The organism is Streptococcus parasanguinis (assembly GCF_019929185.1).
In the GTDB taxonomy this organism is placed as follows: Bacteria; Bacillota; Bacilli; order Lactobacillales; family Streptococcaceae; genus Streptococcus; species Streptococcus parasanguinis_O.
In genome coordinates this window covers 24,606-35,646 of the sequence record NZ_JAHZPC010000017.1, presented here as the reverse complement: position 1 = coordinate 35,646, position 11,041 = coordinate 24,606, and the positions used below count along the sequence as shown (strand labels likewise).

Sequence of the window (11,041 nt, the reverse complement as noted above, 5' to 3'; positions counted from 1 at the left end):
CTACTCAACTGTGCGGAGGTGGGACGACGAAATCGAATTCTAACGAATTACCGATTTCTGTCCCACTCTCTTTTTTACTTCTCAAAAACTACCTCTTGATGGGGAAAATGTGCCACTTACTGAAAAGTCCTTGTTTTGTTTTTAACAGCTGTTATAATGGTACTATCAAAACGTTGGGAAAGGAGTTTTATGAAAGTTAGAATCGAATTGGATCCATCAATGGACGAGCCTGAGATCTTGATTCGAGCTCCGCGCTTGACCCCGGAGTTGACCCAGCTGCAAGAGAGAATCCTCGAACAAAAGGTTGCTCCTTTGGCCTTCTACAAGGATCGAAGTGAGTATTTTCTAGATGTGGCATCGATCCTCTTTTTTGAGACGGACGGGGAGAAGATTTTTGGGCACACCAAGGACGAGGCCTATGAGGTTAAGCAGAAGCTCTATGAGTTGGAGGAGCTGCTTCCCATCGCCTTTTGTCGGATATCCAAATCCACCATTGTCAACGCAAAGCAGATCTATTCTCTAGAAAAGTCTTTTTCAGGAACCAGCACGGTCAATTTCTATCAGACCCATAAGCAGGTTCACGTATCCAGACGCTACTATCAACTCTTAAAAGAACGACTAAATGAAATGAGGTAATATCATGAGAAAAAAATTAATCGGAGTATTCTTAATCCTTTTAGCAGCCTTACTCCTTTTACAGGGCTATTTTGTAAAATGGGACATCAGCATCTGGACCTTAGCTTGGGTTACCTTGCTTGCCGTCCTGTCCCTCTCTAGTTTCTTAAAACGCCATTTTGGTTGGGGCTTCATCTATGGACTTTTAGCCCTCTTTTGTCTCAATGGGCAATACCATTTCCTCCCAGTTTCAAATTCAGTTGTCATCCTTTCCTCAATTCTCGCTGTGATTGGGCTCAACATTTTGTTTAAACCCTCTAAGAAAACAAAAGCCCGCCTAGCTTCCTATTCTGCTGGGTCCATGAGTAAGTCGGATGGCAATGACATTGATGTCACTTTTTCAACAGTGACAAAATATCTCAATGACCAACACTTTACCCGCGGAAGTGCAGATGTGAGTATGGGAGAAGCATCGGTTTATTTTGACAATTGCCGCATCGAGGGTCCTTCTGCTCAGTTTGTTATCGATGTTTCCCTTGGGAGTCTGAGCCTCTATGTACCAAGTGATTGGCGCGTCCATGTTCATGTGGATAATTCCCTCTCAGCGATCCAACATCAGGAAAATCCAAGTGCTTTTACTAGCAAGGATTTCTACATTACAGGCGATGTCTCCTTAGGAAATCTGGAAATTATCTATGTGGGAGCGAATTCGTTTTCTTAAGTCGGAAATGAAAAACTTTGGCCAAAAGCTTGCCAAGAGAGATTTTTTTTGGTAATATAGTACGGTATGTGGTGCTAGCACATCCGTTATATTAGATCTAATAGGAGGAAACACAGAAATGGCTAAAGTATGTTATTTCACAGGTCGTAAGACTGTATCAGGTAACAACCGTTCACACGCTATGAACCAAACAAAACGTGCCGTAAAACCAAACCTTCAAAAAGTAACTGTCCTTATCGATGGTAAACCTAAAAAAGTTTGGGCTTCAGCTCGTGCATTGAAATCTGGTAAAGTAGAACGCGTTTAATAAAGAAAGAAGGCTGGGCATAAAGTGTCCAGCCTTCGCTTTTTGATAGGAATAGTAGTATGACGCAGTGGTTGATTGGAACTACTCATGTTTGAAACATTCGTACTTCCTAATCAACTGTGCGGGGGTGGGAATACGAACTCTTTTGAACGAATCGGAGTTCTTTCCCACTCCCTTTTCTTTTTCTCTAGAGACAGCTGTTACAGCGGGAGAAGAATAATCCCTACCCTTTTACAGCTGATCTCTTTTATGGTAAAATAGAATATAAAATACTTTTGAGGTAGAAATTATGACAGTAAAAATCAATACAAAGGACGGTCAAATTGAATTGACTGATGAGGTTATCGCAACTGTTGTAGGCGGTGCCGCTACTGAGATCTTCGGTGTGGTTGGAATGGCCAGCAAAAATGCGATCAAAGATAATTTCCAAGCCCTCCTAGGGAAAGAAAACTTCTCTAAAGGTGTTGTTGTCAAAACAACGGAAGCAGGAACTATCGCAGTTGATGTTTACACTGTTTTGAGCTATGGAACAAAGATTAGCGAAGTCTCAAAAAATATTCAAGAACGTGTGAAATTTAGTTTGGAAAATCAACTTGGAATCACTACGGATACTGTGAATGTCTATATTCAAAATATCAAGATTGTGGGAGAATAATCGTGGCTAATATTACTACAAGTTTATTTCAAGAAATGGTTCAAGCGGGGGCTACGCGCTTAAATAAACAAGCGGAATATGTAAACTCTTTGAACGTCTTTCCTGTACCAGATGGAGATACAGGAACCAATATGGGAATGACCATCGAAAATGGGGCCAAAGAAGTATCTGACCGTTCTGCATCAACTGTTGGAGAAGCAGCAGGGATCTTCGCTAAAGGTCTCTTGATGGGTGCGCGTGGGAACTCAGGAGTCATCACTTCTCAATTGTTCCGCGGATTTTCTCAAAGTGTCAAAGACAAAGAAGAATTGGATGGAGCAGCACTTGCAGCAGCCTTCCAATCTGGGGTAGAAGTTGCTTATAAAGCTGTTATGAAGCCGGTTGAAGGAACCATTTTGACGGTTTCTCGTGGGGCAGCTATCGGGGCTAAGAAAAAAGCAGAATCTACCAACGATGCAGTAGAAGTTATGCGTGCCGCTCTTGAAGGAGCTAAAACTGCTCTTGCGAAGACTCCAGATATGTTGCCAGTCTTGAAAGAAGTTGGCGTGGTAGACTCTGGTGGTCAAGGGTTGGTCTTCATCTATGAAGGATTCTTGTCAGCCTTGACAGGTGAATTTATTGCTTCTGAAGAGTTCCAAGCAACACCTGCAACCATGTCAGAAATGATCAATGCAGAACACCACAAGTCAGTTGCTGGCCATGTGGCTACTGAAGACATCAAGTTTGGTTACTGTACAGAAATCATGGTCGCTTTGAAACAAGGTCCAACCTATGTCAAAGACTTCGATTACGATGAATTCCGTAACTATTTGAACAACCTTGGGGATTCCCTATTGGTGGTGAATGACGATGAGATTGTCAAAGTTCACGTCCATACAGAAGATCCAGGTCTTGTCATGCAAGAAGGTCTTAAGTACGGAAGCTTGGTCAAGGTGAAAGTCGACAACATGCGCAACCAACACGAAGCGCAAGTTGAAAAAGAAGAACGTCAAGCCAAACCAGTTGAAGAAAAAGAATATGCCATCATCGCAGTAGTTGCTGGTGACGGATTGGCTGATATCTTTAAAGCGCAAGGAGTTGATTACATCATCTCTGGTGGTCAAACCATGAACCCATCAACAGAAGACTTTGTCAAAGCGGTTGAAGAGTTGAATGCGCGCAACATCATTATCTTGCCAAACAACAAAAATATCTTGATGGCGGCTCAATCTGCAGCAGAAGTGATTGATCAACCTGCAGCAGTTGTTGAGACCAAGACTATCCCTCAAGGATTGACTAGTCTTCTTGCCTTTGATGAAAGCAAGTCGATCGAAGAAAACTACGAACGCATGAGCGCTTCATTGGGTGATGTTGCGTCTGGTAGTGTGACAACAGCGGTTCGCGATACCACTATTGATGGGCTTGAAATCCATGAAAATGATAATCTTGGAATGGTCGATGGCAAAATCGTTGTTTCAAATCCAGATATGATGGAAACCTTGGAAGAAACATTCGCTCATATGTTGGATGAAGACAGTGAAATTGTGACCATCTATGTCGGTGAAGACGGCAGTGAGGAGTTGGCAAATGAATTGGCCCAAGCCCTTGCTGAAAAATACGAAGATGTAGAAGTAGAAATCCACCAAGGTGGCCAACCTGTCTACCCATACTTGTTTAGTGTAGAATAATTGAACAGAAGGTTCCTTTCGGAACCTTTTTTGTATATAGAAAAACGAGGAGATTCCCTATGAAATCAGCGTGATTCAGAGGGATTGAGACTGAAGTGAACCCTCCACTGAGGCTTTATTCGTGAGAAAAAGGGGTTTCTGCAAAAAGTCTCAAATTCATCAGTTTTTTATTCAAATTGAAGAGCTTGAAAAGAGGGGGAAATGGTTTGAGAAGTGGAGTTTTTAGACAAGAAAGACGCGATATGTTATACTGGTATCAGTATGTGAAAGGAGAGTTATAAAAATGAAGAAATTTTTTGTAACCCTTGGGCTAGCCATTTTGGTATTGACTGGTTGTTCGCAATCCCAAACGAAGAAAACTACAACCGCTAGCTCATCTAGCAGTTCCACTGTTAAAAAAGAAGTAAAAAATGAAGAAAAAACCACAACCTTAGTAGGAGATATCAATGGAACAAAACACCGGGATATCATCAAATCTAAGGGAGATAAGGTTGAAAACCTTCGTATCGAAGTGACAGCTGATCTGCCCCAACAACTTAGAACTATCGCAGCAGAGAAGTCACCTGAAGAGCTCACGGCAGCCATTCAAGCTTTGCTGGAGCAAAATGAAGACTATAAGAAGCTAAAAACCGTTCCCGGTTTTAGTTTGGAATACACAGTCACACCAGAAAAGAAATTGCTCTCAACCAGTGTGATTGACCTCAACCAAATTGATGCCAAGTCTCTAGAAGAAATTTCTTACTTCAAAGATGCTGGTCTCAATGATTTGAAAAACATGAAGGCAGATGCCTTGGTCAAGGCCTTGAAACTGCATGGCATGAAAGAAGAAGGTCAGTAAGAAGAATAGAAAAAGTCGAGTGAAGTCACTTGGCTTTTTTTAGTGACTTTTGTCATGTGAGCGAGTGACAAAATTATCTAGTGGCTGTTATTTTCTTTCGCTATAATATAGTCAGAAAGTAAGAGGTAAGGAAAAATGAAACAATGGTTCTATAAAGTGTTTACGTTAACAGTGGTGGGGATGGTCGTCTATTTGATCTTTTCAAAGGATGATAGTCTCTATTACCATTTTCCTTGGGAATTATTTGCTGGGATTGGCATCATGAGCTGGGCGGTTCAAGAAGGATTGAAAATGATCAAGGCTGTTAAAAAGGAAATGGAGCAATGAAAAAGAAACTTGAAATTGGATTGGTAGCTGTTTTGTGTTTGCTCCTTTGGGCAACTGAGATGATGACGGGCTGGTTTTCTGCCCATTTTCCTAGCTGGTTTTTCCAAACGGTTTGGGGAGTGACCTTGGTCGTCTATGTCATCATTCCAGCTGGCCAGATTTGGTTGAAAGGAGAGTCTTATGAGTGTCATTAGAGTAGAGAACTTGAACAAAAGTATCAAAGGAAAGGTGATCCTAGAAGATCTTTCTTTCACAGTGGAACGGGGGGATTGTCTGGCCTTGATCGGGCCAAACGGAGCTGGGAAAACAACCTTGATGAACTGTCTTCTGGGAGATATGAAGGCGACTTCTGGGATTATTGAAGTAGAGGGGAAGGCGCCTGGTCATCCTCAGTTAAAGGCTAGTGTGTCCTATCTCCCTCAAGAGAATGCCATCGTTCAAAAGTTAACCGTGCAGGAACTGATCAACTTCTTTCGCTCTATTTATCCCCACCCCTTAACAGGGGAAGAAATTGATGATTTATTACGTTTTAGCTCAGAACAAAAGAAACAATTGGCTAGTAAGTTGTCTGGTGGTCAAAAGCGCCTCTTATCCTTTGTTCTAACCTTGATTGGTCGTCCTAGCTTACTTTTCTTAGATGAGCCGACTGCGGGAATGGATACTTCCACTCGCCAACGCTTCTGGGAGATTGTTGGGCATTTAAAGGAAGAAGGTGTGACCATTGTCTATTCTTCGCATTACATCGAGGAAGTAGAGCACACGGCAGATCGAATTTTGGTCTTGCATCAGGGGCATTTGCTTCGGGATACGACACCTCTCGCTATGAGAAGCGAAGAGGTAGAAAAACATTTCACCCTGCCCTTGCGCTACCAAGCTCTAGTGGCAGAAATGGAAGACATTGGTGAAGTGGTCGCTAAACCCGATGCCCTTCAGGTTGTGACACGGGATGCTAATCGTTTGTGGAGTCGATTACAAGAAGAAGGATGTTCGATCCAAGAAATCGAAGTAACCAATCGAAGTTTATTGGATTCTATTTTTGAAAATACAAAGGAAGTAGGTAGAGAAGATGAAACGCATGAAAGCTCTCGGCGTGGTTGAGTGGCATTTGACCAGTCGCCAAGCTATTTATTACTTGTTATCAATTGGGATGCCCACGGCCTTTTATCTCTTCTTTTCAGGGATGTACCAGGAAACACCAGGAGCACCTGCTCACTTTATGAGGGATTATCTCCTTTCTATGACGGCATTTTCTATGATGTCTACGGCTATCTTTTCTTTTCCAACCGTTCTTGAAACCGATCGACTCAATAATTGGCAAAAAGTCTTGCGCCATACCCCCGTATCTATGGTAGAATATTATCTAATAAAGGTTGTGGGTCTCTTTGTCGATTTTCTCCTATCGATTGGAGTTGTCTTTACCGTGGGCCATGTGGTGCGGCATGTGAATATGCCCCTACAGGATTGGGTCTTAGCAGCCTTTATTCTCATCCTAGGAAGTCTAGCGTTTGTGGCTCTCGGTCTGGTTTTGACCCTGCTTCCTTCCAGTCAATTGATGTCTGTTGTGGGCAATCTCCTTTACATGGGGCTGGCTGTCATGGGTGGTCTTTGGATGCCCATTAGCCTCTTTCCAGAATGGATGCAAGCTATCGGCAAATGCTTACCAACCTATCAATTGATGGAACTGATTAAGACCTTTTTAAACAAGGGGCAGGTCAATGTCTTTGCGAGTGTCTATTTAACTTTGTTTACCCTGGTCTTGTTTGCCCTTGTTATCGTCTATCGTCGTCATTCTGAGGTTCGTTCATGATTGAAAAACTCAAACATATTCACCATATGTTTTACGTAGGCCTAATCTTTATGGTCTTTCCCTTTGCTTCTATTTTCTTAGGGCAGATTCCCTGGTGGCATTTCTTTTTAGCCATCTTCTTTATGATGAGCTATCTAGGAATCCTCATTGTTGAAAATAGGACACTGACCTGGATTTTTTGGATTTATCTATTGGCTTACATAGGTGGAAATACCTTATATGTTGGGACAGGCTTTTGTTGGTTTTACTATTATCTAAGCAATATTTTAGTTTATCGTTTTAGAGTCCACAATTTTCGCTCGCCCTTTCTTTGGACGGCCTTTTTATCACAACTGATCCTTTTGGGAGCCTTGTTATTTAATAGGGAGATGAGAGAAAATGATTGGCTTTTTGTCCTGATCGTCTCTTTGTTTATCGCGATCATGACCTTTAGTATGGTCCGGATGGAGATGATGGAAGAGTTGAAAGCTGACCATGCCAAGCAAAATGCCCAGATCAATCTCTTACTGGCAGAAAACGAGCGCCATCGGATTGGCCGTGATCTGCATGACAGTCTAGGACACACCTTTGCCATGCTCAGTGTCAAGGCGGACCTAGCTGATCAATTCTTGGCATTGGGTCAGGTTGAGAAGGCCCAGGAACAGGTGCAAGAGATTCAAGCCATCAGTCAAGAGTCCATGCACCAAGTCCGAGAGATTGTCGAGAACCTGAAGCAGCGAACCCTGGCAAGAGAGCTAGAAACCGTCAAGCAAATGCTGGAAGTAGCTCAAATCAAAGTGGAGATTCAAAACGAGCTTGATACTGCTAGCATCTCGCCGATTCTAGAATCTGCTCTGGCCATGGTATCTCTGGAATTAGCTACCAATATGATCAAACACGCTAAAGCGACGCAGGCCCTTCTCTCTTATCGCTCCACCGAAACAGGTGTAGAAATGGTCGCAGAAGATAATGGCATCGGCTTTGACAAGGTCTCTGACAAAGACCTGCACTCGATTCGCGAACGGATTGCCTTGTTGGGAGGAGAGCTGGAGATCAGTCATCAACACAAGCCGACCCGGATAGAAATACGGATCCCCTATCAAGAAAGGAAATAAGATGCGCTTATTAGTTGCTGAAGACCAAAGTATGTTGCGCGATGCGCTCTGCCAGCTCTTGCTCCTGCAAGAGGATGTGGAAGATGTCTTGCAGGCTGGCGATGGACAAGAGGCCATTCGTTTACTCGAAACACATCCAGTCGATATTGCGATTTTAGATATCGAAATGCCCATCAAAACAGGGCTAGAAGTGTTGGAATGGGCCAAAAGCCAACAACCCCAGCTCAAGGTTGTCATCGTTACCACCTTTAAGCGGCCGGGCTATTTCGAGCGGGCCCTCAAGGCTGGAGTTGATGCCTATGTCTTGAAAGAACGTCGCATCACAGATTTAATGGCGACTCTTCATGCAGTATTAGCAGGGCAAAAAGAATATTCGCCTGAATTAATGGAAGGGATTTTGACCCATCCCAATCCTCTAAGCCCTCAAGAAAAGGCAGTTTTAAAAGAAGTCGCAAAAGGGGCTTCTAACCAAGAAATTGCTGATCGCTTATTCCTCTCAAACGGGACCATCCGCAATTATATGTCAACCATTCTGACCAAATTGGATGCGGAAAACCGGACTGAGGCAGCAAAAATTGCCCAAGAAAAGGGTTGGTTATAAGGAAGAAAAGTTTCTAGGAGTTCCTAGGGACTTTTTTTCTGATAGACCTAGCATTTTTAGAAAAACTCTCATTATTCGGATTTGGATAGAAAATTCAGAAAATTTACTATTTTTCCTTGAAATATTTTCTAAAAATGGTATGATAGTAGCATGCTAATTTGATATACAAAGTACTGGAAAGGAGAGACATGGAGAAAATTACCTTAGAAACTGCAAAAACCGGTTCAGAGCTCGTTCTTGAAACCCTGCGTGATTTGGGCATTGACACGATTTTTGGTTATCCTGGTGGAGCGGTTTTGCCTTTATACGATGCCATCTATAGCTTTGAGGGTATCCAGCATATCTTGGGTCGTCATGAACAAGGATGCTTGCATGAGGCTGAAGGCTACGCTAAATCAACTGGAAAGCTGGGTGTCGCAGTCGTCACTAGTGGACCGGGGGCTACCAATGCCATTACAGGGATTGCAGATGCCATGAGCGATAGCGTTCCCCTATTAGTCTTCACTGGTCAAGTCAATCGTGCTGGGATCGGGAAAGACGCCTTTCAAGAAGCGGATATCGTGGGAATTACCATGCCCATTACCAAGTACAACTATCAAGTACGTGAGACGGCAGATATTCCGCGAATTATCACAGAAGCTGTCCATATTGCGACGACTGGACGCCCTGGTCCGGTGGTAATTGACCTTCCAAAGGATGTGTCTGCTTTAGAGACAGATTTTATCTATGAACCAAGTGTGAAGCTTCCAAGCTACCAGCCTACCATTGAACCCAATGAATTGCAGATCAAAAAGATTTTGAAGCAATTGAGTAAGGCTAAAAAACCAGTTCTTCTTGCTGGTGGTGGGGTGAGTTACGCTGGAGCTGCAAAAGAGTTGATTGCTCTAGCAGAGCGCTATCAGATTCCAGTAGTGACCAGTCTGTTAGGTCAAGGAACGATTGCGACCAGTCATCCTCTTTTCCTAGGGATGGGAGGAATGCACGGATCCTTCGCGGCCAATATCGCTATGACAGAGACAGATTTCATGATCAGTGTTGGTTGTCGATTTGACGACCGTTTGACAGGGAATCCAAAGACTTTCGCTAAAAATGCTAAGGTTGCCCATATCGACATTGATCCTGCAGAGATTGGTAAGATCATTGCTGTCGACATTCCTGTGGTTGGCGATGCAAAGAAAGCCTTGCAACAGTTGCTAGCAGAGCCAACGGTTCATAATAACACTGAAAAGTGGATCGAAAAGGTGACCCAAGATAAGAACCGGGTTCGTTCTTACGATAAGAAGGAACGGGTTGTGCAACCACAAGCTGTGATTGAACGCATTGGAGAGTTGACCAAGGGAGACGCTATTGTCGTCACAGACGTTGGACAACACCAAATGTGGGCAGCTCAATACTATCCTTACCAAAATGAGCGCCAATTGGTAACATCTGGTGGTCTAGGAACGATGGGATTCGGTGTTCCTGCAGCTATCGGAGCGAAAATTGCCAATCCAGATAAAGAAGTTGTTCTCTTTGTCGGAGATGGTGGTTTCCAAATGACCAATCAAGAATTGGCAATCTTAAATATTTATAAGGTTCCGATCAAGGTCGTTATGCTCAACAACCACTCGCTTGGAATGGTCCGTCAATGGCAAGAAGCCTTCTATGATGGTCGGACGTCAGAGTCAGTCTTTGATAGCCTTCCAGATTTCCAATTGATGGCGCAAGCTTACGGGATCAAGAATTATAAATTTGATAATCCTGAAACTCTTGAGAAGGATTTGGAAGTCATCACAGAAGATGTACCAATGTTCATCGAAGTAGACATTTCTCGGAAAGAGCATGTCTTGCCGATGGTACCAGCTGGTAAGAGTAATCATGAGATGTTGGGGGTGAAGTTTAATGCGTAGAATGTTAACAGCCAAACTTCAAAACCGCTCAGGTGTTCTGAACCGCTTTACTGGAGTCTTGTCGAGACGTCAAGTCAATATCGAAAGCATCTCTGTTGGCGCAACAGAAAACCCTAATGTATCGCGGATTACCATTATCATTGATGTTGCTTCGCATGATGAAGTAGAGCAAATCATCAAACAGCTCAACCGCCAAGTGGATGTGATCCGTGTCCGGGATATCACTGATAAACCACACTTGGAGCGCGAAGTGATCCTGGTGAAAGTTTCTGCACCTGCTGAGAAGCGAGCAGAAATCTTGGCCATTATTCAACCTTTCCGTGCGACCGTGGTCGATGTAGCCCCAAGTTCGATTACCGTTCAAATGACGGGAAATGCAGAAAAGAGCGAAGCCCTCATTCGTGTTATTCGACCTTATGGGATTAAAAACATCGCCCGCACCGGTGCAACCGGATTTACTCGAGATTAATTCTCACCTTAACATTGTTAACCCCGCCTTAAAAAGGCAAATAATATAATA

The 11,041-nt window shown here is 43.3% G+C and carries 14 protein-coding genes; all 14 read left to right on the top strand.

Annotated elements, in window-relative coordinates; translation table 11 throughout:
* Positions 1 to 189: 189 nt before the first annotated feature.
* Positions 190 to 636, top strand: coding sequence for a LytTR family DNA-binding domain-containing protein (locus K1I56_RS09135; protein WP_003004160.1), 447 nt, complete (start codon positions 190 to 192; stop codon positions 634 to 636).
* A gap of 4 nt (positions 637 to 640) precedes the next feature.
* Positions 641 to 1,336: a LiaF transmembrane domain-containing protein gene (locus K1I56_RS09130; protein WP_223325801.1), complete on the top strand. Its 696-nt coding sequence runs from the start codon at positions 641 to 643 to the stop codon at positions 1,334 to 1,336.
* Positions 1,337 to 1,454: 118 nt separating this feature from the next.
* Complete coding sequence (rpmB, locus tag K1I56_RS09125; RefSeq protein ID WP_001140948.1) at positions 1,455 to 1,643, top strand: 50S ribosomal protein L28; 189 nt, start codon at positions 1,455 to 1,457, stop codon at positions 1,641 to 1,643.
* 289 nt (positions 1,644 to 1,932) lie between these two features.
* Complete coding sequence (locus K1I56_RS09120; RefSeq protein ID WP_003004393.1) at positions 1,933 to 2,298, top strand: Asp23/Gls24 family envelope stress response protein; 366 nt, start codon at positions 1,933 to 1,935, stop codon at positions 2,296 to 2,298.
* 2 nt (positions 2,299 to 2,300) lie between these two features.
* Positions 2,301 to 3,965, top strand: coding sequence for a DAK2 domain-containing protein (locus K1I56_RS09115; protein WP_014712937.1), 1,665 nt, complete (start codon positions 2,301 to 2,303; stop codon positions 3,963 to 3,965).
* Between the two features lie 283 nt (positions 3,966 to 4,248).
* Positions 4,249 to 4,803 carry an SP0191 family lipoprotein gene (locus K1I56_RS09110; protein WP_070449821.1) on the top strand — a complete coding sequence of 185 codons (555 nt, stop codon included), beginning with the start codon at positions 4,249 to 4,251 and terminating at the stop codon, positions 4,801 to 4,803.
* A 135-nt stretch (positions 4,804 to 4,938) separates the two neighbouring features.
* Entirely contained in the window at positions 4,939 to 5,130 is a 192-nt protein-coding gene (locus tag K1I56_RS09105) for a hypothetical protein (protein ID WP_014712940.1), read from the top strand.
* On the top strand, positions 5,127 to 5,324 hold the full coding sequence (locus tag K1I56_RS09100) for a hypothetical protein (protein ID WP_223325800.1): 198 nt from the start codon (positions 5,127 to 5,129) through the stop codon (positions 5,322 to 5,324). Before K1I56_RS09105 ends, K1I56_RS09100 begins: the two co-directional genes overlap by 4 nt.
* Positions 5,311 to 6,228 carry an ABC transporter ATP-binding protein gene (locus K1I56_RS09095; RefSeq protein WP_223325799.1) on the top strand — a complete coding sequence of 306 codons (918 nt, stop codon included), beginning with the start codon at positions 5,311 to 5,313 and terminating at the stop codon, positions 6,226 to 6,228. The genes K1I56_RS09100 and K1I56_RS09095 overlap by 14 nt, the downstream gene beginning before the upstream one ends.
* Positions 6,197 to 6,937 (top strand): ABC transporter permease, encoded by a 741-nt coding sequence (locus K1I56_RS09090; RefSeq protein ID WP_049483531.1) that lies wholly within the window; start codon positions 6,197 to 6,199, stop codon positions 6,935 to 6,937. Before K1I56_RS09095 ends, K1I56_RS09090 begins: the two co-directional genes overlap by 32 nt.
* On the top strand, positions 6,934 to 8,031 hold the full coding sequence (locus K1I56_RS09085; protein ID WP_070587457.1) for a sensor histidine kinase: 1,098 nt from the start codon (positions 6,934 to 6,936) through the stop codon (positions 8,029 to 8,031). The genes K1I56_RS09090 and K1I56_RS09085 overlap by 4 nt, the downstream gene beginning before the upstream one ends.
* Position 8,032: 1 nt before the next feature.
* Entirely contained in the window at positions 8,033 to 8,632 is a 600-nt protein-coding gene (locus K1I56_RS09080; RefSeq protein ID WP_049485788.1) for a response regulator transcription factor, read from the top strand.
* 188 nt (positions 8,633 to 8,820) lie between these two features.
* On the top strand, positions 8,821 to 10,521 hold the full coding sequence (locus K1I56_RS09075) for an acetolactate synthase large subunit (protein ID WP_003004603.1): 1,701 nt from the start codon (positions 8,821 to 8,823) through the stop codon (positions 10,519 to 10,521).
* On the top strand, positions 10,514 to 10,990 hold the full coding sequence (gene ilvN, locus K1I56_RS09070) for an acetolactate synthase small subunit (protein ID WP_003010242.1): 477 nt from the start codon (positions 10,514 to 10,516) through the stop codon (positions 10,988 to 10,990). The genes K1I56_RS09075 and ilvN overlap by 8 nt, the downstream gene beginning before the upstream one ends.
* Positions 10,991 to 11,041: the final 51 nt, after the last annotated feature.